18 protein-coding genes, 1 tRNA gene and 1 pseudogene are annotated in these 21,082 nt (G+C 61.0%); 11 read left to right on the forward strand and 9 right to left on the reverse strand.

What is annotated here, in order from left to right; genetic code table 11:
* Positions 1 to 4: 4 nt before the first annotated feature.
* Complete coding sequence (locus ACQKP1_RS10130) at positions 5 to 517, forward strand: DUF934 domain-containing protein (protein WP_427275125.1); 513 nt, start codon at positions 5 to 7, stop codon at positions 515 to 517.
* A gap of 170 nt (positions 518 to 687) precedes the next feature.
* Entirely contained in the window at positions 688 to 1,500 is an 813-nt protein-coding gene (locus tag ACQKP1_RS10135; protein WP_203016096.1) for a ferredoxin--NADP reductase, read from the forward strand.
* Positions 1,501 to 1,571: 71 nt separating this feature from the next.
* Here the strand turns inward: ACQKP1_RS10135 and bmt are convergent, their stop codons facing one another.
* The 4 genes from bmt to ACQKP1_RS10155 form a co-directional block, all read right to left on the reverse strand.
* Positions 1,572 to 2,591, reverse strand: a complete 1,020-nt coding sequence (bmt, locus tag ACQKP1_RS10140; RefSeq protein WP_203016098.1) for a betaine--homocysteine S-methyltransferase — start codon at positions 2,589 to 2,591, stop codon at positions 1,572 to 1,574.
* Between the two features lie 124 nt (positions 2,592 to 2,715).
* Positions 2,716 to 3,768, reverse strand: a complete 1,053-nt coding sequence (locus ACQKP1_RS10145) for a quaternary amine ABC transporter ATP-binding protein (RefSeq protein ID WP_203016100.1) — start codon at positions 3,766 to 3,768, stop codon at positions 2,716 to 2,718.
* Entirely contained in the window at positions 3,761 to 4,675 is a 915-nt protein-coding gene (locus ACQKP1_RS10150; RefSeq protein ID WP_427275126.1) for an ABC transporter permease, read from the reverse strand. Before ACQKP1_RS10150 ends, ACQKP1_RS10145 begins: the two co-directional genes overlap by 8 nt.
* A 223-nt stretch (positions 4,676 to 4,898) precedes the next feature.
* Positions 4,899 to 5,897 (reverse strand): ABC transporter substrate-binding protein, encoded by a 999-nt coding sequence (locus tag ACQKP1_RS10155; protein WP_006728371.1) that lies wholly within the window; start codon positions 5,895 to 5,897, stop codon positions 4,899 to 4,901.
* A 998-nt stretch (positions 5,898 to 6,895) separates the two neighbouring features.
* Between ACQKP1_RS10155 and ACQKP1_RS10160 the strand changes: the two genes are divergently transcribed.
* A complete protein-coding gene (locus ACQKP1_RS10160; protein WP_427275127.1) occupies positions 6,896 to 8,350 on the forward strand; it encodes a cobyric acid synthase in 1,455 nt (484 codons plus the stop codon).
* A gap of 38 nt (positions 8,351 to 8,388) precedes the next feature.
* On the opposite strand, the gene ACQKP1_RS10165 is transcribed toward ACQKP1_RS10160, so the two are convergent.
* From ACQKP1_RS10165 to ACQKP1_RS10175, 3 genes are all read right to left on the reverse strand, one after another.
* Complete coding sequence (locus ACQKP1_RS10165) at positions 8,389 to 8,514, reverse strand: hypothetical protein (RefSeq protein ID WP_276307007.1); 126 nt, start codon at positions 8,512 to 8,514, stop codon at positions 8,389 to 8,391.
* A gap of 135 nt (positions 8,515 to 8,649) precedes the next feature.
* Entirely contained in the window at positions 8,650 to 8,772 is a 123-nt protein-coding gene (locus tag ACQKP1_RS10170; protein ID WP_276307006.1) for a hypothetical protein, read from the reverse strand.
* Between the two features lie 244 nt (positions 8,773 to 9,016).
* Positions 9,017 to 9,106 (reverse strand) — tRNA-Ser (locus tag ACQKP1_RS10175).
* A 289-nt stretch (positions 9,107 to 9,395) separates the two neighbouring features.
* On the opposite strand from ACQKP1_RS10175, the gene ACQKP1_RS10180 reads away from it, so the two are divergent.
* The 7 genes and pseudogenes from ACQKP1_RS10180 to ACQKP1_RS10210 all read left to right on the forward strand — a co-directional run bounded on the left by ACQKP1_RS10180 (position 9,396) and on the right by ACQKP1_RS10210 (position 16,891).
* Entirely contained in the window at positions 9,396 to 10,460 is a 1,065-nt protein-coding gene (locus ACQKP1_RS10180) for a septal ring lytic transglycosylase RlpA family protein (protein ID WP_427275128.1), read from the forward strand.
* Positions 10,461 to 10,522: 62 nt separating this feature from the next.
* The gene (locus ACQKP1_RS10185) at positions 10,523 to 11,695 is read left to right on the forward strand and encodes a D-alanyl-D-alanine carboxypeptidase family protein (RefSeq protein WP_427275129.1); all 1,173 of its coding nucleotides are present in this window, start codon (positions 10,523 to 10,525) and stop codon (positions 11,693 to 11,695) included.
* A 119-nt stretch (positions 11,696 to 11,814) separates the two neighbouring features.
* On the forward strand, positions 11,815 to 12,510 hold the full coding sequence (gene tmk / locus ACQKP1_RS10190; RefSeq protein ID WP_427275130.1) for a dTMP kinase: 696 nt from the start codon (positions 11,815 to 11,817) through the stop codon (positions 12,508 to 12,510).
* Entirely contained in the window at positions 12,507 to 13,532 is a 1,026-nt protein-coding gene (locus tag ACQKP1_RS10195; protein WP_427275131.1) for a DNA polymerase III subunit delta', read from the forward strand. The genes tmk and ACQKP1_RS10195 overlap by 4 nt, the downstream gene beginning before the upstream one ends.
* Positions 13,533 to 13,715: 183 nt before the next feature.
* Positions 13,716 to 15,272: pseudogene (gene metG, locus ACQKP1_RS10200) on the forward strand (methionine--tRNA ligase); the annotation flags it as partial.
* 4 nt (positions 15,273 to 15,276) lie between these two features.
* Positions 15,277 to 16,062: a TatD family hydrolase gene (locus ACQKP1_RS10205; RefSeq protein WP_427275132.1), complete on the forward strand. Its 786-nt coding sequence runs from the start codon at positions 15,277 to 15,279 to the stop codon at positions 16,060 to 16,062.
* Positions 16,063 to 16,072: 10 nt separating this feature from the next.
* The gene (locus ACQKP1_RS10210) at positions 16,073 to 16,891 is read left to right on the forward strand and encodes an MBL fold metallo-hydrolase (RefSeq protein WP_427275133.1); all 819 of its coding nucleotides are present in this window, start codon (positions 16,073 to 16,075) and stop codon (positions 16,889 to 16,891) included.
* Positions 16,892 to 17,045: 154 nt separating this feature from the next.
* Here ACQKP1_RS10210 and ACQKP1_RS10215 read toward each other — a convergent pair whose 3' ends face one another.
* Both ACQKP1_RS10215 and ACQKP1_RS10220 read right to left on the reverse strand, forming a co-directional pair.
* Positions 17,046 to 17,807, reverse strand: coding sequence for a metallophosphoesterase (locus ACQKP1_RS10215; protein WP_427275134.1), 762 nt, complete (start codon positions 17,805 to 17,807; stop codon positions 17,046 to 17,048).
* A 104-nt stretch (positions 17,808 to 17,911) separates the two neighbouring features.
* Positions 17,912 to 20,398, reverse strand: a complete 2,487-nt coding sequence (locus ACQKP1_RS10220; protein WP_427275135.1) for a glycoside hydrolase family 3 C-terminal domain-containing protein — start codon at positions 20,396 to 20,398, stop codon at positions 17,912 to 17,914.
* A 243-nt stretch (positions 20,399 to 20,641) separates the two neighbouring features.
* Between ACQKP1_RS10220 and ACQKP1_RS10225 the strand changes: the two genes are divergently transcribed.
* Positions 20,642 to 21,076, forward strand: coding sequence for a DUF4864 domain-containing protein (locus tag ACQKP1_RS10225; protein WP_246753969.1), 435 nt, complete (start codon positions 20,642 to 20,644; stop codon positions 21,074 to 21,076).
* The last annotated feature ends 6 nt before the right edge of the window (positions 21,077 to 21,082 follow it).

Raw genomic sequence — 21,082 nt, forward strand, 5'->3', positions numbered from 1 at the left:
AATTATGACCAAGATCTGGAAAGAAACCGGCTTCGTCGAGGGCGACATCTGGGTAACCGAAACGGAAGAGCGTAAGGCAGGCGAGGGCGAGAAGGCCCTCCTTTCGCTGGACGCTTTCCTCGAAGCCACCGCCGAAACCAACGACATTGGCCTCGGCGTGTTCATCGCCCCCGCCGATGACGTGAAGAAGCTCGAGCCGCATCTCGACCGTATCGCGCTGATTGCCGTCGCCTTCCCGGCCTTCAACGATGGCCGCGGCTTCAGCCATGCAACGCTGCTCCGCGAACGTCTCGGCTATGCTGGCGAACTGCGCGCGGTCGGTGATGTGCTGATCGACCAGGTGCCGCTGATGCTGCGCACCGGCTTTGACAGCTTTGCCGTCACCAATCCGGTCGCCCAGCGCCGGCTTGCCGAAAACTGTCTCACAGGCGTAGCCCAGCGCTACCAGCCGACCGCTCGGGATTCCGAGGTCGTCGGCGGTTTCAGCTGGCGTCGTCTTGGCTCCACTGGCGCCTGAGACATCAACAAATCGCTATGTGGAGGCGGCGAATTGACCTCGGTCAAGGATGCCGCCTTCGCTTTCATGGATATCTCGGCTGCGAAATCTGCATGCCGGCTGAATTGTGGAATGGGGCGGTCTGGATTATAGGCTCTTCCCAATCGACTGAACGATAGGACCGACAGCCTATGAATGCACCCGTAAAGACCGACAATGCCGAACTGATCGTGCCCGAGGGCGTCTATGCCGAAACGGTTCTGAGCGTTACGCATTACACCGACCATCTTTTCCGCTTCCGCATGACGCGACCGGCCGGCTTCCGGTTCCGTTCGGGCGAATTTGCGATGATCGGCCTGATGGTCGAGGGTAAGCCGATCTACCGCGCCTATTCAATCGCAAGCCCGTCCTGGGACGAGGAACTCGAGTTCTTCTCGATCAAGGTGCCGAACGGCCCGCTCACCCAGCACCTGCAGCGCATCCAGCCGGGTGACAAGGTGCTGATGCGGAAGAAGCCGACCGGCACGCTGGTGCTCGACGCGCTCACTCCCGGCAAACGTCTCTACATGTTCTCGACCGGCACCGGCATCGCGCCTTTCGCCAGCCTGATCCGCGATCCCGAGACCTATGAAAAATTCGAGGAAGTCATCCTCACTCATACCTGCCGCGATGTCGCCGAGCTGAAATACGGCTTCGACCTCGTGGACGAGATCAAGAACCATGAATTCCTCGCCGACCTCGTCGGCGACAAGCTCAAGCACTATGCGACGGTCACCCGTGAAGATTATCCCTTCCAGGGCCGCATCACGGACCTGATCGCAAACGGCAAGATGTTCACCGACCTCGGCGTGCCGCCGCTCGATCCCGCCATCGATCGCGGCATGATCTGCGGCTCGACCGCCATGCTGAAGGATACGAAGGCGCTGCTTGAACAGGCAGGCCTCACCGAAGGCGCCAACAACAAGCCGGCGGAATTCGTCATCGAGCGAGCCTTCGTCGGCTGAACCTCGAATGTATTCCGGAAACAGAAAGGGCGCCACCGGGCGCCCTTTTTCGTTGTTGCTCTCCAGAGAGATCAGTTGCCGCGGCGGCGGGGGCGACGGCTGCTTTCCTGCGCGCCGCTCTCGTCCGCGGTCTTGTTGCGCAGCGGCCCGATGCGATCGACGATGACGTCGAGAGTCGGGCGCGGGCCGGGCGTATAGTCGTCGAGCGCCTTACGCATGGCAGCGAGATGATCGCAGGACGTCCCGCAGCAGCCCCCGATGATCTTCGCACCGGCATCACGGGCGAGGCGGGCGTAGTCGGCCATCAGTGGCGGCGTGCCCGAATAGAAGATCTCGGTTCCGCGGAATTCCGGGATACCGCAATTGCCCTTGACGATCACGGTCGCCTCCGGGTTTGCACCGGTCATGTCGAGCAGGCTCTGCAGGATGTCGGATGCGCCAACGCCGCAATTTGCGCCGACCGCAAGCGGCCCGGAGCCGATATCGCCCGCGACCCCGTGGATGTCCTTCGGGTGCAGGCCCATCATGGTCTTGCCGGCCGTGTCGAAGGACCCGGTGAATGTATAGGGCATGCCGACCTTGACGGCAGCCTCGGCAGCCGCGCGGATTTCATCCGGCGACGACATGGTCTCGATCCAGGCAACGTCGGCACCGCCGGCCTTCAGGCCTTCCATCTGCTCGACGAAGGCCGCGACCGCATCCTCGTAGGACATCGCACCGAGTGGGATCAGCAACTCGCCGGTCGGGCCGACGGATCCAGCAACGATCACCTTGCGCGGGGCCTTGTCGGCAACCGAACGGGCGATCTCCGCAGCCTTTTTGTTCAATTCGTGCACGCGGTCCTGGGCATGGTGCAGCTTCAGGCGATGCCGCGTGCCGCCAAAGGAATTGGTGAGGATGATATCGGCGCCGGCATCGACGAAATCCTGATGAAGCTTGACGATCTTTTCGGGCTGCGCCTCGTTCCAGAGTTCTGGCGCCTCACCGGCCTCGAGTCCCTGGGCGAAGAGATTGGTGCCAGTCGCGCCGTCGGCGAGCAGCACGCCCTTTTCGGCCAGAAGTTCGGAGAGCGGATTGGAAGGGGTTGCCATGGCGGATCCTTTGATTGACATGCCAATCATATAAAGAAATCTTTATATCGTTTCAATCTCGAAAAAGAGAGCGGCCCCGCGAGAGACGGGGCCGTATTGCAGAAGACATCGTTCAGTATCGTCGCTATTCGGCGGCAATCTGGTTGTCTTCGTGACTCTTCGGCGTGACCATGGCGGCAATGATCTGCTGCAGATCGACGCGTCCGATTGGCGTGCCGCCGTCATTGGTGACGACTGCGCTCGATTGCCGCGCATCCGTCATGGTGCGGGCTGCAGCCTCCAGGACCGTTGCGCCCGGCATGGCGAGCCCTTCGGCTGTCCCGGTCAAAGGACCCATGATCGTATCGAGCCGGATGACCCGGCCGCGGTTCACTTCCTTGACGAAGGCCGAGATGTAATCGTCGGCCGGCTGCAGCACGATGTCTTGCCCGGAGCCCTGTTGAATGACCTCGCCATCCCTGAGGATCGCGATCTTGTCACCCAGGCGCAGCGCCTCGTCGAGATCGTGCGTGATGAAGACGACGGTCTTCTTCAGCTCCTGCTGAATGTCGAGCAGGACCGTCTGCATGTCGACGCGGATCAGCGGGTCGAGCGCCGAATAGGCCTCGTCCATCAGCAGGATGTCGGCATCGTTGGAGAGCGCTCGGGCAAGCCCGACACGCTGCTGCATGCCGCCTGAGAGCTGGTTCGGGTAGTGCCCCTCGAAGCCCGAGAGCCCGACGCGGTCGATCCAGCGGCGCCCGATCTCCTCGCTCTTCGAGCGCGGGATTCCCTGGATGTCGAGGCCGTAGACTGTGTTTTCGAGCACTGTCCGGTGTGGCAGCAATGCGAATTTCTGGAACACCATCGCCGTCTTGTGCCGACGGAATTCCCGAAGCTCCAACGGGCTCATCTGACAGACGTCGACGCCGTCGTAGAGGACTTCGCCGGAGGTTGGCTCGATCAGCCGGTTGATGTGGCGGATCAGCGTCGATTTGCCGGAGCCAGACAGCCCCATCACGACTGTGATACCACCGCCGGGCATTTCGATGTTGATATCCTTGAGGCCAAGCACATGGCCATGAGTCTCGTTGAGCTCCGACTTCGACATGCCGGCCTTCACCTGGTCGATGAAGGCACCGCCATTGGGGCCGAAGATCTTGTAGAGATTGCGGATCTCGATGTCGTGACTAGCCATGGACCACCTCCGTGTGGCGCTGAAGGCGCTTGCCATAGGCCTGGCTGGCGCGGTCGAAGATGATGGCGATGGCAACGAGTGCAAAACCGTTGAGGAACCCGATCGTCAGGAACTGGTTAGAGATAGCCTGGAGAACATTCTTGCCGAGGCCACCGACACCGATCATCGAGGCAACGACGACCATGGCAAGCGACATCATGATGGTCTGGTTGATCCCGGCCATCACGGTCGGCAGTGCGAGCGGGATCTGGACGTTGATCAGTTTCTGCCGCGGTGAGGACCCGAAGGCGTCTGCAGCTTCCAGCACTTCGCGATCGACCAGTCTGATGCCGAGATTGGTCAGGCGGATCATCGGCGGAACGGCATAGATAACAACGGCAATGACGCCTGGAACCTTGCCGATTCCGAAGACCATGACGACCGGAATGAGATAGACGAAACTCGGCATGGTCTGCATGACGTCGAGGATCGGATTGATGATGGATTGGGCTCTGTCCGATCGCGCCATCAGGATACCCAATGGGATGCCGATGATGATGGCAAGTAGGGTCGATACGGTGACGATGGCCAGCGTGACCATCGTATCCTCCCAGAGACCGACGAAGCCAATGAACAACATGCCGATGATCGTCAAAGCCACGATGCGCAAGTTGCGGCTGGCGTAGTACACAATGAGGACCATGACCGCCAGAAAGACGAACCAGGGTGTGCTGACGAACAGCGCCTCAAGCCAGTTCAGGAAGAGCTGTAGTGGAGGCGTCACCGCGTCGATGACATTGCCATAGGCACGCACGAAGCCCTTGAAACTGTCGTCGATACTCTTGCGCGCGACACGCATTGTTGTGCCGTCGATCGCCGGAAACTTGCACATGATTTCCGGCAGGTAATTACATAAAGTCGAAGCCATCTCGTTCCCCTTGTCGACCCCCGCTCGTTGTGACGTCCGAGACGCTGCGATGGGCCTTTACGGCGATGCCATGTTCCCGAGGCAAGAGGCTAGTCGAGTTCCGGAAGGGAATTCATGCCGTCTGCGACGTCGGGAGTCGTTGAATGGCGTGATGCGGCATGCCGCTTCGCAGAAAGCGCGGCGGGCAACAAGGCCCGCCGCATGTTCGCAATGAAAGCTGCGCTCAGAGAGCCGCCTTGATCTTCTCGGCGACGTCCGGAGCGACCCAAGTGGTCCACATTTCCGGATAAGTTTCGAGGAAGTGGCGTGCGCCGTCTTCATTGGTGCCCTGGTTGTCTTCCATCCAGGCGAGAACCTTGCCGACGGTTGCGTTGTCCCACTTGCGGGTCTGCACGTAATCCATGGCAACACCGGCCTTTTCGGCAAAGCCCTTGGTGACGACGGTGTAGACGTCGGAAACCGGATAGGCATTTACCTTCGGATCCGGGCAATCCGGAACGGCGGTGCAGGCATCCCAGGACGCTTTGTCATGCTCGACGCCGAACGACAGCTTCACCATCTCGTACTTACCGAGGATCGCGGTCGGAGCCCAGTAATAGCCGAGCCAGCCCTTCTTGTTTTCAAAGGCATTGGCGATCGAGCCATCAAGGCCAGCGGCCGAGCCGGTATCAACCAGTTCGAAACCCTTCTCCTTGGCGCCGAGTGCGCGATAGAGATTGGCGGTCGATACCTGGCAGTTCCAGCCCGAGGGGCAGTTGGTGACGGCAGCCTTGGACGCATCTTCAGGTGCGGGGAAAAGTTCCGGACGGGCAAGCGCATCCTCGACCGTCTTGATCTCAGGATGTTCGTCGGCCAGGAACTTCGGGATCCACCAGCCTTCCACGCCGCCGTCGGAGAGAAGCGGAGCAGCCTGGATCAGACGGCCTTCGGCAATGGCTTCGTCCAGGGCGGTGCGCACGGCATTCACCCAGAACTCCGGTGCCATGTCCGGCTGGCCTTTTTCGTTCATGGAGGCGAAAGTCGGCATGGTATCGCCGGTAACCACGGTCACCTTGCAGCCATAACCGCTTTCCAGGATGATCTTGTCGACATAGGCGGCGACACCGGCCGACGCCCAGTTCATTTCGGCTATCGAGACATCACCGCATTCGGCAGCCTGGGCAGAGCCGGCAACTGCGTAGAGACCCGCGGCGAGAATTGTGGAAGCAATCAGCTTCTTCATGGAGTTAAGACCTCCCAGTCTTATCTTGCAGCGTTCATCGGGACGGGCAGAGGCGGCTACTGCAGACCGCATTGCCAATTTTGTCATCATGCGTATGAGCGCCCGGACGCGTCAGCCCAGTGCGTCATCGAGTGGACCAGGTCTTGTCGTAAGGAGCGTTGCTGCCCTGTCGACCTCGTGTCACGACTATAAGCCTACGTCTTTGGTTCCGAAAATCAACCTCTTGCGACCCCGGCCATGCGCGGCGGCGCTGGACCCAAGCTATTGTTGCGACTGATTTTGCCGCATTTCGGCCTCCGCGCGAGGTCAATGCGCCCAACGGACGAGCAGTTGCATCAGGCGGAACAGAAGCGGCGTTTGGCTGCAATCCAACGTGAGACCTAACGTGTCCCAACTGCGTCAATATGACAGGCGCGAAGGCGCGCTCGTGCAAGCACAAAAAAAATTGAAAAATTGTCGCCCGAGGCGTCGGGCTAACGATCCGGTAACATCTAAAGCGGTAGATGGAAGCACCGACGCGTTACTGTCGGTTGCGCCCCGGATCGAGTATTGCGTCCCGGGGCGTTTTGTTTTCAGGTCCGACTGATAGTTAGAGTGACTTCGCAATAGGCGCAGTCACCGATCGGCCGCATGCTGAGAATCAAGCCTTGCGAAACGAGATGGGATTGCGAATTTCCCAGCGTGCGATGGTCTTGTGCTGCGGCGCACGGCCGTTCCAGGCGATCGCCAGGCTATTGCGGTTCTGCAGGATGTAGAGCATGGGTGTTTCCTAGATTGCCGCGCTCTTGAGGGCGCTAGTTTCGAGCCGCAGATAATCACTGCGAAGTCTCCGCACCAGCGCGCAAACCGTCATTGAATGTCGCAAATGATAAACTGCAGAGCTATCGGCCGCGACAGGCTGCCGCAGTGTCGCATTTGCATCAACCTTGACGGCGAAATCGCTGCAAGATCATGAAAAATAGGCAGACAATGCCGGGGCGGAAACAGGACAGGGCACGATGACAAGAGCGATCATGTTGCAGGGGACAGGATCGGATGTCGGAAAGACGATACTGGTGGCCGGTCTCTGCCGTCTGGCTGCGAACAGGGGGCTGAAGGTAGCCCCCTTCAAGCCTCAGAACATGTCCAATAATGCTGCCGTGTCCGATGACGGAGGGGAGATCGGCCGCGCGCAGTGGCTCCAGGCGCTTGCGGCCCGCACGCGGTCCTCCGTGCATATGAACCCGGTGCTGCTCAAGCCCCAAAGCGAAACCGGTAGCCAGATCATCGTCCAGGGCAAGGTCTTCGGCCAGGCCAAGGGGCGCGACTACCAGCGGCTGAAGCCGCAGCTGCTGGGCGCCGTCCTCGAGAGTTTCGAGACCGTTTCCGCCGGCAAGGACATCGTCATCGTCGAAGGCGCCGGCTCGCCCGCAGAGATCAACCTGAGGGCGGGCGATATCGCCAATATGGGCTTTGCCACCCGCGCCGGCGTGCCGGTGGTCCTCGTCGGTGATATCGATCGGGGAGGGGTGATTGCCTCGCTGGTGGGCACCCATACGATCCTGCCACAGGAGGATCGTGCCCAGATCATCGGCTACATCATCAACAAGTTCCGCGGCGATGTCAGCCTCTTCGATGATGGCCTTTCGGCGATCGGCGCCTTTACCGGCTGGCCCTGCTTCGGCGTCATTCCGTGGCTGAAGGCGGCTGCGCGCCTGCCGGCAGAGGATTCGGTCGTCCTGGAGCGCTTGGTCCAGGGGACCGGCGGCGCCTTGAAGGTTGCTGTCCTAGTCCTCTCGCGCATAGCAAACTTCGACGACCTGGATCCGCTTGCAGCCGAACCGGAGGTCGATCTGGTTTATGTCCGCCCCGGCAACCCGCTGCCTGTCGATGCTGGCCTGGTGATCCTGCCTGGCTCGAAGTCGACGATCGCGGATCTGGAGGAGTTACGGGATCACGGCTGGGACCGCGATCTTGCGATGCATGTGAGACGCGGCGGACGCGTGATCGGAATTTGTGGCGGATATCAGATGCTGGGTCGACAGGTCTCAGATCCTCTTGGCCTCGAAGGCTCACTACGCACGGTCGAAGGGCTTGGGCTGCTCGATATCGAAACCGTCATGGCGCCGGAAAAGACCGTTCGCAACAGCGAGGCGCATTCTTTAGAATATGACGTGCCGTTGTCGGGCTACGAGATCCATCTCGGGGTGACGCAAGGGCCGGACACGCTTCGGCCACCGATCCGGATTGAGGGTCGCGCTGACGGCGCAGCCTCCGCCGATGGGCGCGTCATTGGCACCTATCTGCATGGTCTGTTTTCAAGTGACGCCTACAGACGCAAGCTCATGGAGAGTTTCGGCGTCTCAGGCGGTGGAACCAACTACCGGGAAAGTGTAGACGCCGGTCTGGACGATCTGGCGACGGAACTGGAAACGCGCCTGTCACGCGAATGGCTGGACACACTGCTCGGCTGACGAAAAGCAGCCGGGCCGACCCGCCGGATGCGCCGCAATCAGGTTTCCTGTGACACGTCCATCGGCGATGCCATCAGTTCGCCGCCGCCGAGCGAATTGTTCGAATATTTGAAGGCGAGTATGCTGAGCACCGAGGCGATCAGCAGGATGAAGATGTATCTCATGGTCTTTGCTCCTGCCTGTGGATCCTCAACGAGATTGCGGCAAAAGCAGTTCCTCCATGGGCGTATTCCGGCCGGAAACCGGAAGGAACTGAAGTATCTGTTGTTGAAAAGCCACAATCTTGGCCATGAGGGCGATCAACCCGCAGCAACATCGCTCGCAGACGCAGTCAGCCGTCCACCGCCAAGAGAGTTGTCGGAATACTTGATCGCCAGGATGCTGAATACCGCTGCGATCATCAGGGCCACCGTCACACGCATGAAACCAATCCTGTCAGCCTGCTCTGGATCAGAATAGGTCACGGGCATTGGTGATCGGCTAAATCAGTCGCTACAATCCGATCGATCTCTCGAAAAACAGGGTTCCGCCCTGGCGCGGCACGCCAAATCTTTCGAGCAGCTCCGCAGGGCAATCGCACTAGGGCATACTTCAGGTTGGGGGGGCGGGCACTGGGGATCCGGCGCGTGCGATCACGGATGTTTGCGGAATGGACAATTGTGCTTGTGGCGGATGGGGTGGGATTCGAACCCACGGTACGGTCTCCCGCACGCCGGTTTTCAAGACCGGTTCCTTAAACCACTCGGACACCCATCCGGACGGCTGCGTTATGCGCAAAGCCGCGGGATTTGGCAAGGGTGCGGCTGAGCAAATTGTCCGACAAAAGCGAGGTCCATGCGGGGGCTCGTGACCGGTTCCGACATTGCCGAGTGGCAACCGTGCGTTAACCATGTTTGCAGAACTCCGCCGCTGCGATCGTTCAAATTGTGACTTTTCCCATTTTGGCCATTTTTGCACGGCCTAGATTGCGCGCAAGCGAGCAGAGGCATGGGGGCCTCGTAGACAGGGCGCAGATGATCAGCGTCCGCGATCTGAAGTGGGACACATGCATCTGACGACGCGCGGCCTCGTGGCCAATTCCGGGAAGTGGCTGGCGCTTGCGGTGCTCTGTGCCTTCACCGCCTCCTGTTCGACCACAAAGGAAACCGCCGAAAAGCCGAAGCGTTCGAAGGAATATTTCGCCGAGTCGGTCTATGGCGTGAAGGCGAGCCCGAGACTGGTGGCGAGTGGTCCGGTCCCGAAGGGCGGTGGCCGCTATATGGTCGGCAAGCCCTATGTCGTGAAGGGCAAGACCTTCGTGCCCAAGGAAAACCCCCGCTACGACAAGGTGGGCGTCGCCTCCTGGTACGGCGATGCATTCCACGGTCGACTGACCGCCAATGGCGAGCTTTACGACAAGGAACATCTGTCGGCCGCCCATCCGACACTGCCGCTGCCAAGCTATGCGCGCGTGACCAATCTCAACACCGGCAGCTCGGTCATCGTGCGCATCAATGATCGCGGTCCGTTCCACCAGGGGCGCATCATCGATCTGTCGCGCAAGACAGCTGACATGCTCGACATGAAGCGCAGTGGTACCGGCGAGGTCCGCGTCCAGTACATCGGGCCGGCACGCATGGACGGGCATGACATGCCCTATCTGATGGCATCGTATATCAGGAAGGGTGAGCGCGGACCGGTCATCGATCCGGGCGGCCAGATCGCATCAGGCGTCATGGTCGCGTCCAACGATGTCGCAACGCCGCAGTTCCGACCGACCGTCGATCCGGTCTACCAGACGGCACTCAGCGGCTCGACACCGAGCGGAGGTGCAGCACCGCAGACGCTCGATGCACAAGTGCTGATGCAGACGGGCGCAGCCGCCCCGGGTGCCGTCCTCTTGGGCGACAGCTTTGCAGCCCTTCCGGACTTCGGCCCCACGCCGACGCCGCGTCCTCACCATATCGACGGTTACGACGGTTCCGGCTATGCGGCAGCCTATGCACCGGAGCGTGCGGAAGCCGACGCGCTTGCCTTCGACGCCATTCTCGTGCGCAATGAGGGTCTCACCGAGCGTTCGATTCTCGCCTCGGTCGCAAAGGGCGGGATCACGCTCTCCAGCGGGCGCTGAACCCGCAGCGACAGGGCGAGAACAGACGCATCACTGTTGAGCCAGCCAGCCGAAGTGTGAACATGCGTCTTATCCTTTCCGCCTTTCTGCTGCTGGCATTGCTTTCGCCGCACGGCCTGCTTTCGCCAGTCGCACGCGCTCAAGCCGTTCCGACGCCGCAGTTGATCGAAACCAAGGCGGCCCAGGCCTATTTGGTCGAGGCGTCGACCGGCACGGTTCTGCTCGCCAAGAACGAGCGCCAGAGCTTTGCCCCGGCATCGCTCGCCAAGCTGATGACGCTGGAAGTGGCCTTCGATGCGCTCAGGAAGGGCGAAATCAGGCCGGATACGATCTATCCGGTCTCGGAATATGCCTGGCGGACAGGCGGCGCACCGTCTCGGACCTCGACGATGTTCGCGGCCGTGAAAAGCCAAGTGCCGGTCGCGGATCTGATCAAGGGCATCGCGGTGCAGACGGCCAATGACGGCTGCCTCATCATCGCCGAAGGCCTGGCGGGATCCGAGGCGAAGTTTGTCGAGCGGATGAATGCGCGGGCGGCCGAACTCGGGCTTGCCGACAGCCGCTTCGGCAATGCCACAGGACTGCCACATCCAGACAACCGATCGACTCTTTATGATCTTGTGAAGCTCTCGCGCCATCTGGTCGCGACCTATCCCGATCTCTACCAGACCTTCGGCCTGCCGGAATTTGAGTGGAACAAGATCCTGCAGCGCAACCGCAATCCGCTTCTGTCCTTCGGTGCCGACGGGCTCGGGACCGGCTTTGCCGAAGGCAGCGGCTTTGCCATTGTCGCCTCGATGGAGCGCGACGGGCGGCGGCTGTTTCTGGGGCTGAGCGGCGTAGCAACCGACAAGGAGCGGACCGAAGAGGCGCGGCGTTTGCTGAGTTGGGGTTTCGACAGCTTCGAGATGCGCACGCTGTTCAAGGCAGGTGAGGTCATCGGCGAAGCGAGCGTCTATGGCGGCGCGCAATCGAAGGTCCCGCTGGTCGCGGCCCAGCCGGTCGAAGTCTATGTCCCGATCAACAATCCCGAACGTCTGCAGGCACGCATCGTCTATCGCTGGCCGCTCGATCCACCGGTCGCAGCCGATGCCGAAATCGCCACGCTCAATGTCTTGTCCGGCGAGCGGCCGCTGGTCAGCGTACCCTTGAAAAGTGCAGCAGCCGTCGAGGTTGGAACGCTTCGCCAGCGGGCATGGGATGCCTTGATCGAACTTATGTTCTTCTGGATCTGACGGAAAATTTGGAGCGGCCCTGTGATCAACGGTTTCCCGGGGTGCCATCTTGGTTTAGAGCCGTAGTCGAGCCCTAAGGGCAGGTTCTGAAACGCTTCAGGCGGGAAATAGGCAAGGCATTGGCGACGGCGCGCGGATTGTTCGTAAGTTTCGAGGGAGGCGAGGGGGCCGGGAAGTCGACCCAGATCCGTCTTCTCGCCGATAACCTGCGCGCCAAGGGGCATACGGTCATCACCACACGCGAGCCGGGCGGATCGCCAGGTGCTGAAGCGCTGCGCCATGTGCTCCTCTCCGGCGCCGCCGAGGCCTTCGGTGTGCGCATGGAGGCGCTCCTGTTTGCCGCCGCCCGTGCCGATCACTTGGATTGCGTGATCCGCCCGGCACTCGCCCGCGGCGATATCGTGCTCTGCGACCGCTTCGTCGATTCCTCCCGCGTCTATCAGGGTGTCACCGGCAATATCGAGCCGCCACTGATGGCCGCCCTCGAGCGCGTCTCGATCGGCTCGACCATGCCTGATGTCACGCTCGTTCTCGACCTCCCGGCCGATGTCGGCCTGCAGCGCGCCCGCAGACGGGCAGGGGAAGAAGCAGCAACCGCCGCCCCCGACCGCTTCGAAAAGGAAAAGCTCGAGATCCACGAGAAGCGCAGACAGGGCTTCCTCGATATTGCTAGCCGTGAGCCGGAACGCTGCCGCGTCATCGACGCGTCGCTGGACCAGGGACGGATCGCCAGCGATATTCTGTCCAAGGTGGTCGAGGTCATTGCGCGCAAGACGGCAACTGGCGCCGATGGCGGACAGGCGGCGCGCCCATGAGCGAAGAGAGGGCAGGGCTTCTCGACGGGGCGATTCCCCCCGTCAGCAATCCGCATCTCTTCGGTCACGAAGCTGCAGAGGCCTTTCTTGCGCGCAGCTACCGCTCGGGCAAGGGCCACCACGCCATCCTGATCGAAGGACCGGAAGGCATCGGCAAGGCGACGCTCGCCTTTCGTTTCGCCAACCACATCCTGCGCCATCCGGATCCCACAGGCGCACCGGAGGTCATCTCGGATCCGGTTCCGGAGCATCCTGTGACCCGTCAGCTCGCTTCCGGGGCAAGTCACAATCTCCTGCATCTGTCGCGACCAGTCGATGAAAAGTCCGGACGGGTGAAGACCGCAATTACCGTCGACGAGGTCCGCAAGGCCGGGCACTTCTTCGCCCAGACCTCGGGCACCGGAAACTGGCGCATCGTGATCATCGACCCGGCCGACGATTTGAACCGCAATGCGGCCAACGCGATCCTGAAGATCCTCGAGGAGCCGCCGAAGCGGGCGATGTTCCTGGTGCTCTCCCACGCGCCGGGAAAGCTCTTGCCGACCATTCGCTCGCGTTGCCTGCCGCTCCGGCTGCACGAATTGCCGCCGCAGGCGATGGATCAGGCGCTCGGGCAACTGGGTCTCACGATCCCGGCCGAAAAGCGCGAAGCCGTTTTGACGCTCGCCAAGGGCAGCGTCGCGCGCGCGTTGAAGCTCGTCAATTACGGCGGCGCCGACATTCTCGATGCCTTTGAGCAGATGCTGGCTGCATCCGGCCCCGCGCAGCGCAAGATGATGTTCAAGATCGCCGATGCGCTCTCGGGCAAGGACAGTGAGGTCGCCTTCGGCTTCTTCATCGAGCATCTGGGAGACCATCTCGCCGAGACCGCAAGAAGCCTTGCGCTGGCGGGTGATCTGTCCGGCGCCGAACACTATGCGCGGCTTTCGTCCGTCATCAATCAGCAGCTCGGCATTGCCTCGGCCTACAATCTCGATCGCAAGCAGACCATGCTCGACGTGCTCGCAGCGATCGTGCGCTGACCGGCGCGACCACCGTCTTCATGGCACTGCAGCAAAACGGATGTTCCTAAAGCCAGAGGAATGTTTTAAGAGCGTTGGACCCCATTTGTTTTCGCCGTTCATGGCAGGCCGCTCCGCGCCGCCAAGGTCAGGCTCCGAGACAACAGCACACGACAATCGCAACCGACGAAAAGACAACAAGAAGCCATGAGCGATCCCTTCTACATCACGACTGCCATCTCCTATCCGAACGGCAAGCCGCATATCGGCCATGCCTATGAGCTGATCGCGACCGACGCCATGGCGCGGTTTCAGCGGCTCGACGGCCGGGATGTGTTCTTCCTGACGGGCACGGACGAACACGGGCAGAAGATGCAGCAGACGGCACGCGCCGAGGGCATTTCGCCGGAAGAGCTTGCCGAGCGGAACTCCAACGAATTCCGCGAGATGGGCAAGCTCCTCAATTCCTCGAACGACGACTTCATCCGCACGACCGAAAAGCGCCATCATGAGACGGTGCAGGAAGTCTGGCGCCGCATGGAGAAGAATGGCGACATCTACAAGGGCGGCTATGCCGGCTGGTATTCGGTGCGCGACGAGGCCTATTACCAGGAAGAGGAAACCGAGCTGCGCGCCGATGGCGTGCGTTACGGTCCCCAGGGCACGCCAGTCGAATGGGTGGAAGAGGAAAGCTATTTCTTCAAGCTCTCGGCCTATGAAGACAAGCTACTCCAGCTTTACGAAGACCAGCCGGATTTCATCGGCCCGAACGAACGCCGCAACGAGGTGATCTCCTTCGTCAAGTCGGGCCTCAAGGATCTGTCGATCTCACGCACGACCTTCGACTGGGGCATCAAGGTGCCCGGCGACGACAAGCATGTCATGTATGTCTGGGTCGATGCGCTCACCAATTACATCACCGCGACCGGGTATGTCGAAGATCAGAACGGCCCGCGTGCCAAATACTGGCCGGCTGACGTGCATATCATCGGCAAGGACATCATCCGCTTCCACGCCGTCTACTGGCCGGCCTTCCTGATGTCGGCGGGCCTGCCGCTGCCGAAGCGCGTCTATGCCCATGGCTTCCTGCTCAATAAGGGTGAAAAGATGTCGAAGTCGCTCGGCAATGTCGTCGATCCTGTCAATCTCGTGAACCATTTCGGTCTCGACCAGGTGCGCTATTTCTTCCTGCGCGAAGTCTCCTTCGGCCAGGACGGAAGCTATTCGGAAGATGGCATCGGCACACGTATCAATGCCGACCTCGCAAACGGCATCGGCAATCTCGCCTCGCGCTCCCTGTCGATGATCAACAAGAACTGCGAGGGCAGGGTGCCGACACCCGGTCCGCTCACCGCTGAAGACGAGGCAATCCTGAAGATTGCCGACGAGGCGATCGACATCTGCCGCGAGGAAATGGGTAAGCAGCAGATCCACAAGGCGGTCGCCGCCATCATCAACATCGTCAACGAGGCCGACCGCTATTTCGCAGCACAGGCACCCTGGGTTCTGAAGAAGACCGATGAGGCGCGCATGGGCACGGTGCTCTATGTGACGGCAGACGTCGTTCGCCAGATCGCGATCCTCTTCCAGCCGATCATGCCGGAAACCTCGGCAAAGATCCTCGATCTGGTCGCCGTGGCCGAGGAAAACCGCGTCTTCGCCAAGCTTGGTGCCGCCGGTCGGCTGCAGCCAGGCACGGAACTGCCGGCACCGTCGCCGGTCTATCCGCGTTATGTCGCCCCGGACGCGGGCAAGGCGTGAGACGATGCTGATCGATACCCATTGCCATCTGGACTTCGCCGACTTCGACAGCGAGCGTGACGAGCTTGTCACGCGGGCGCATCAGGCGGGCGTGAAACAGATGGTGACGATCTCCACGCGGGTTCGCAAGCTTCCTACGCTGCTGGCTCTGGCCGAGCGCTATCCCAGCGTCTTCTGCTCGGTCGGCACGCATCCGAACAATGCCAATGAAGAGCTGGACGTGACGGCGGACGAGCTGGTGCGACTGGCGGAAAGCCACGAAAAAATCGTGGCGATCGGCGAGGCCGGGCTCGACTATTTCTACGACACGCAGAAGCCCGAGGACCAGAAGACGGGCCTGATCCGCCATATCGAGGCGGCACGGCGCACGGGGCTGCCGCTCGTCATCCATAGCCGCAGTGCCGACGAGGACATGGCTGCCATCCTGACCGAAGAAACAGGGAAGGGCGCCTTCCCCTTTATCCTGCACTGCTTCTCGTCCGGTCAGGCGCTTGCGGATACCGGCGTAGCGCTTGGTGGCTATGTCTCCTTCTCCGGCATCGTCACCTTCCCCAAGTCGGAGGAGCTGCGCGAGATCGCAAAGTCGGTGCCGATGGACCGGTTGCTGGTCGAAACCGACGCGCCTTATCTCGCGCCGAAGCGTTGGCGTGGAAAACGCAACGAACCGTCCTATGTGGTCAACACGGCGGAGGTTCTGGCCGAGGTCAAGGGCGTGAGCTACGCGGAGATGGCAGACGTGACGACAGAGAACGCCTTCCGCTGCTTTTCCAAGATGCCCAGGTTGGGCTGAGGGAACCCTGATGCAGGTCACGCGCCGGTTCACGCTGCTCGGTTGTTCCTCGTCTCCCGGTGTCCCCAGGATCAACGGCGACTGGGGCAATTGCGACCCTGAAAATCCGCGCAACCGGCGGACACGCGCGTCCTTCTTGATCGAACAGATCGGGCCCGATGGCGGCAAGACGACCGTCGTCGTCGACACAGGCCCGGATTTTCGCGAGCAGATGATCCGCGCCAAGGTAGAGCGTCTCGATGCCGTCGTCTACAGCCATGCGCATGCCGACCATCTGCATGGCATCGACGATGTCAGAGGCTATTTCATCACCCAAAAGAACCGGATCCCGATTTATGCGGAACCCGCGACGATGGCCCGTATCGAGGAAGGTTTCGGCTATTGCCTGAAGACCCCGGTCGGCAGCAGCTATCCGCCGATCGTTGCGCCGGTCATTGTCGACGATATGGACCAGCCTATCGTCATAGATGGCGCCGGTGGACCGATCGAGCTCATGCCGCTCGTACAGCAGCATGGTGACATCATATCGCTTGGGTTTCGCATCGGTAATGTGGCGTATTGTTGCGATGTCTCTGACTTTCCCGAAGAGACGGTCGCCAAGCTATCAGGCCTTGAGCTGCTTTACATCGACGCGCTGCAGTACCGGCCGCATCCGAGCCATCTATCGCTCGAACAGGCACTCGGCTGGATCGAGCGCCTGGCGCCGAAACATGCGGTTCTCACGCATATGCATACGCCGCTCGACTATGAAACCGTGATGGGTGAGACGCCGCCGCATGTCGAGCCAGGCTATGACCAGTTTGCCGTGGAATTTGAATTGGATATCTGAGTTTTCTGAGATGCTGAGTTCGCTGCGAGGCAGCGATATTCAATGCATTGTGGCCAGTCTAGGCCCCGCTTCCATACATGCTTTAGTTCCATAATCTATCTTATGCGATCTTTGTTTGTATGGTTGAGGCGCTCGGTCTGGCTTTCCCCCGCGCTCAGAGATCAGCGACCTGCAGGATGGTCTTTGCCGAGATCTCGGTTTCCTTGGGATAGCCGAAGGCACTGTTGATGTAGGTGACGCCATCGATCTCCTTGTTGCGGTTCAGATGGCTGTGGCCGTAGAAATGCTTCGAAGATCCAAGCGAACGAATGCGGCGCTCCAGGCGGTCTGTGCCGAGCACCGGAAACAGCGCCTTGTGCTTCTCGGGATAACGAGCCGGCATCAGGTCGATGCGCGGCACGAAATGCGAGACGCTGTAGACGGCATCGAAGCCCGATGTGTCCGGGATCACATTCATCGCGTCGAAACGGGCCGCGACCTCGGGCGGCTGCAAGCCTTCCCAATTGCACTTGTAGAAATCCATCCAGCCGCGGCGGATGGTCGGGCCTGGCTCGCCGAAGGAATAGTCATACCAGGCCAGCAGAGGCACGATCAGGGTCTTGCCGATGGCGACCGGCCGGGTCTCGATACCGTAGCCGTGGCAGAGGGCATTCAGCGTTTCGAATTTCTCGAAGGACGGCCCCTTCCCGCTTCGCGCCGTCCACAGATCGTGATTGCCGGGGAGAAAGAGAATCTTGCCGTAGCGCGGCACGAGTTCGTCGAAACTGGCTTTGACGAGATCCAGTTCGTCGGAGAGATCGCCGGCGACGATGAGCACGTCATCGGTGAAATCGGCGCGGGACAGCGCTCGCAGCCAGTCGAGGTTGTGACGGTAATCGACGTGAAAATCGGATCCGAGGAAGAGGCGCATACTCATGGGATCCGCTGCGATTTCGAAGACATGATAGCCTTCTAATTGAATTTCACGGCACGGCAAGAGACGGCGGAGCGCTCGATCTCTGCGCCGCATCGCGTGTCGCTTTAGTCGACGACCGCAGGCAGAGGCGGGGCCGACACCCCTTCCCGCCACTCGCTGGCCAATGTCAGCGGCAGCGTGGCGCGGATATCCTCGGCATTGGCGGCAATGACGATTTCGTATTCGCCGGCTTCGGCAATCCAGGCGCGGGCTTGCGGATCGAAGTAAGCGAGGTCGCGGACGGCGACCGAAAGCCTTGCCGTCGCAGTCTCGCCGGCCGGGACATGCAACTTGGCGAAGGCCTTCAGTTCCTTGACCGGACGCAGCAGGCGCGACGCCTTTGGCTTGACGTAAAGCTGGACCAGTTCGGCCCCTGCCCGGTCGCCTGTGTTCGTCACTTCGATTTCGATAGCAACGCCGTCGGCCCCCATATCGACGCTCGAGGCACGCGGCACGGACCAGGCGAATGTCGTGTAGGACAGGCCGTAACCGAATGGGAAGAGCGGCTTTTCGCCATCAGCATCGTGGTGGCGATAGCCGACCGCAAGGCCTTCCGTGTAGACGACATGGCCGTTTTCACCCGGATACGTTCTGGGATCACCTGTCATGGCGGAATTGTCGGAAAGACGCTGCGGGAAGGTCTGCGGCAGGCGCCCGCCAGGTTCGGCATCGCCAAAGATCACGTCGGCGATCGCGTTGCCGGCCTCCTGACCCGGATACCAGGCCTGGATGACGGCCGACACCTTGTCGAGCCATGGCATTTCGACCGGGCCGCCGGTCTGGAGGACGACAACGGTGCGCGGATTGACGGCTGCGACCTTCTCGATCAGTTCCTCCTGCCGTCCGGGCAGGCGCATGTTGGGCAGGTCGAGGCCTTCGGTATCCCACTCCCCTTCCCGCCCGACGACGAGGATGGCGACGTCGCAGGCCTTGGCTTGCTCGACGGCTTCCGCGATCGCCGCATCGGACGTCGGGAGTTCAACGCCGAAGCGCAGGGCACGGATCTCGATGCCCTCATGACCCTCGGGCATGGCGCGGTAATCGACGCGGATCTCATAGGTGTCCCCGAAGTCGAGGACCTTCTCGACGCGGACTTCCGAATTGCCGAGACCAAAGAAATTGTCGCCTTTCGCCCAGCCGGTCTCGCCATCCACCACAAGTTCACCGTCGACATAGAGCTTGGCAAAGCCCGCATTGGTCAGGCCGAAGATATGGTTGCCGGTCTCCTCTGGGCGGAAGCGCGTGGTGATGCGCGCCGAGAAATTCCGAGGGTCGAGGGATGCATCCGGCATGTCGAGCCAGAAGAACTGGCTTTCCTCGGCCGTGGAGCGCTGCACGACCGGGCCGGACCAGTCACGGCCATGGTAGAAGTCGACGGACACCTCGCCCCTGATCATCTGCGTTAGGCGATTGTTGCGGCAAGCCTTCAAATGCATGACCCGATTGGTACCCGACAAGGCTGTGCGAATGCCCCCGAGCGGGCTCACCTTGTAATGCGCGTTGATCTGGGCGCTGCCGCCGCCCATGACGCGCGGTTCGGCGGCGTTCGGGCCGAGCACCGCGATATGGTCGAGGGCGGATTTGTCGAGCGGCAGGATGCCGTCATTCTTCAAGAGAACCATGCCCTCGGCGCCAAGTTTGCGGATGAGCGCGCGGTGTTCGGGGCGATCGATGGCCTTCTCTTCTTCCATCTTCGGGTCTTCGAATGCTCCGACGCGCTCAAGCAGCAACAGAACGCGGCGCGCGGCGGCCTTGACGGTTTCGGCCGGCACTCTGCCCTCGCGGACGGCAGTCACCAGTTTTTCCCCGCGATCGCGCGCCGGACCGGGCATCTCGAGATCGAGCCCGCCGATAACAGAGGCTTCTGTCGTATGCGAGCCGAACCAGTCGGACATGACGATGCCGTCATAGCCCCACTCCTCGCGCAGCAGTTCGGTCAGCAGCCAGTGATTTTCGCTTGTCCAGACACCGTTCAACCGGTTGTAGGAGGACATGATCGCCCAGACGCCGGCCTTTTTCACAGCCGCCTCGAAGGGCGGCAGGTAGATCTCGCGCAGAGTGCGCTCGTCGAGATCCGACGACATGGTCTGCCGCTCGATCTCGCTTTCATTGGCGATGAAATGCTTGATTGTGGCAGCGATGCCCTGTGACTGCACACCCTCGATATAGGCGACCGCCAGCGCCGAGGTCAGCATCGGGTCCTCCGAATAGCATTCGAAGTTGCGGCCATTGAGGCCAGAGCGGTGGATGTTGACGGTCGGCGCGAGAAGGACCCGCGCGCTCTTTGTCTTCGCTTCTTCAGCCAGTGCCACGCCCATTTCGCGTACCAGCTCGGGGTTCCAGCTGGCGCCGATACTGATGGCTGCGGGGAAGCATGCGGATTTGACGCCGCCGACCAGCGATCCACCACCGCGTGCGCCATTCGGGCCGTCGGTCACCTTGATCTTGGGAATGCTGAGGCGTTCGACAGCAACCGTGGTCCAGAAATCAGCGCCCGCCAGCAGTGCAACCTGCTCTTCGAGTGTCATCTGGTCGAGCAGGTCGTCAATCATCGCAAGGCTCCTCGTCACGCTAAGCAGTCAGTATTGCTCGCGGCCACGTTGCAACCGCGGTTATCTGTTCTGCTTTAAAGCGGTTTTCGGCGTGCCTTGTCCAGCCTTGGGCAGGGTGAACCGTGCGCCTCTACTCACGATATCGCGATAAGCGACATCAAATTGTCATCAGGCCTTTTCGTCCCGGCGAATCGGCCTATCCTTTTATTTCGGACTTCCTGAAACAAGGGGATGATGATGCGCATGCGGATTGGAGTTGCCCTATTTCTCACGGCCGGCCTGCTCGCTGCCCCGGCCATTGCCCAGCAGGATGTGAAAACCGAGGTCGCAGGCCTCGCAAAGGATGTGATCGAGCAGCAGATCGCAGCCTTCCTCAACGATGACGCGACGACCGCCTATTCCTTTGCCTCGCCGGAGATCAAGTCGGTCTTTCCCAATGCCGAACGCTTCTTCGAAATGGTGAAGAAGAGCTATGGCCCGGTCTATCGGCCCGGCAACTACGCCTTTGGCCGTAACCAGGTCTCACCCGACGGTACGGTCGCCTATCAGGAAGTGTTGATCTCGGCGCCTGACGGCAAGGACTGGGCCGTCTATTACGAGCTGAAGCGGCAGCGCGATGGGCAGTTCGCCATCAACGGTGTCCGCATCAAACGCGAAACCAACAGTCAGGGGATCTGATCTGAC

This window comes from Allorhizobium sp. NPDC080224, assembly GCF_050281005.1.
Classification (GTDB): Bacteria; Pseudomonadota; Alphaproteobacteria; order Rhizobiales; family Rhizobiaceae; genus Allorhizobium.

Bases quoted from the DNA above. Each gene is read 5' to 3' on its own strand.
- ACQKP1_RS10150 (WP_427275126.1), bottom strand. From the start codon at position 4,675: ATGGCTTCGACTTTATGTAATTACCTGCCGGAAATCATGTGCAAGTTT.
- ACQKP1_RS10205 (WP_427275132.1), top strand. From the start codon at position 15,277: ATGCTGATCGATACCCATTGCCATCTGGACTTCGCCGACTTCGACAGC.
- ACQKP1_RS10130 (WP_427275125.1), top strand. From the start codon at position 5: ATGACCAAGATCTGGAAAGAAACCGGCTTCGTCGAGGGCGACATCTGG.
- ACQKP1_RS10195 (WP_427275131.1), top strand. From the start codon at position 12,507: ATGAGCGAAGAGAGGGCAGGGCTTCTCGACGGGGCGATTCCCCCCGTC.
- ACQKP1_RS10185 (WP_427275129.1), top strand. From the start codon at position 10,523: ATGCGTCTTATCCTTTCCGCCTTTCTGCTGCTGGCATTGCTTTCGCCG.
- ACQKP1_RS10225 (WP_246753969.1), top strand. From the start codon at position 20,642: ATGCGGATTGGAGTTGCCCTATTTCTCACGGCCGGCCTGCTCGCTGCC.
- ACQKP1_RS10135 (WP_203016096.1), top strand. From the start codon at position 688: ATGAATGCACCCGTAAAGACCGACAATGCCGAACTGATCGTGCCCGAG.
- ACQKP1_RS10170 (WP_276307006.1), bottom strand. From the start codon at position 8,772: ATGCGTGTGACGGTGGCCCTGATGATCGCAGCGGTATTCAGCATCCTG.
- bmt (WP_203016098.1), bottom strand. From the start codon at position 2,591: ATGGCAACCCCTTCCAATCCGCTCTCCGAACTTCTGGCCGAAAAGGGC.
- ACQKP1_RS10160 (WP_427275127.1), top strand. From the start codon at position 6,896: ATGACAAGAGCGATCATGTTGCAGGGGACAGGATCGGATGTCGGAAAG.
- ACQKP1_RS10145 (WP_203016100.1), bottom strand. From the start codon at position 3,768: ATGGCTAGTCACGACATCGAGATCCGCAATCTCTACAAGATCTTCGGC.
- ACQKP1_RS10215 (WP_427275134.1), bottom strand. From the start codon at position 17,807: ATGAGTATGCGCCTCTTCCTCGGATCCGATTTTCACGTCGATTACCGT.
- ACQKP1_RS10210 (WP_427275133.1), top strand. From the start codon at position 16,073: ATGCAGGTCACGCGCCGGTTCACGCTGCTCGGTTGTTCCTCGTCTCCC.
- ACQKP1_RS10220 (WP_427275135.1), bottom strand. From the start codon at position 20,398: ATGATTGACGACCTGCTCGACCAGATGACACTCGAAGAGCAGGTTGCA.
- ACQKP1_RS10180 (WP_427275128.1), top strand. From the start codon at position 9,396: ATGCATCTGACGACGCGCGGCCTCGTGGCCAATTCCGGGAAGTGGCTG.
- ACQKP1_RS10165 (WP_276307007.1), bottom strand. From the start codon at position 8,514: ATGAGATACATCTTCATCCTGCTGATCGCCTCGGTGCTCAGCATACTC.
- ACQKP1_RS10155 (WP_006728371.1), bottom strand. From the start codon at position 5,897: ATGAAGAAGCTGATTGCTTCCACAATTCTCGCCGCGGGTCTCTACGCA.